Origin of the sequence: Bacillus sp. SIMBA_031, from assembly GCF_046535225.1 — a bacterium.
GTDB lineage: Bacteria > Bacillota > Bacilli > Bacillales > Bacillaceae > Bacillus > Bacillus velezensis.
Genome location: NZ_JAWRXC010000055.1, coordinates 1 through 387, shown reverse-complemented (window position 1 = coordinate 387; position 387 = coordinate 1). Strand labels below are relative to the sequence as shown.

Here is a 387-nt window from a genome sequence, read left to right as displayed (position 1 = left end):
ACTCTGAAAACCAATAATCAGAGAAAGGAACTTCACCATTATTACCAAAACCAGTCATCAGTTGACCATTTACAGTATATTTGATGATTTTATTAGTGTCTATTATAATAATATTGTTTTGATTATCCAGACAAGGTGGTTTTGATGAATGACCTACCAATTTTCCGTTATTGCCAAAGCTTCCATCCAATGTTCCGTCATCATTTAATCTATAGGTATATGTGGAGCCCCCACCTACTCCATCATTTGCAGTTACCAGTATTTTAGAACCCTGCTGTTTTATGTAAGAATTAAGATCTCCATTCACTATCATAATCGGAACATAGTTATTGGGAAATATCTTTACACCATTATTCGCAAATGCAGGATCAAGTTGCCCGTTAGCCA

1 protein-coding gene is annotated in these 387 nt (G+C 35.1%); it reads right to left on the bottom strand.

Annotated features, from left to right (window positions below; genetic code table 11):
- Positions 1 to 387: hypothetical protein (locus tag SB724_RS19485; protein WP_410572423.1), on the bottom strand; the 387-nt coding region annotated here is incomplete at both ends.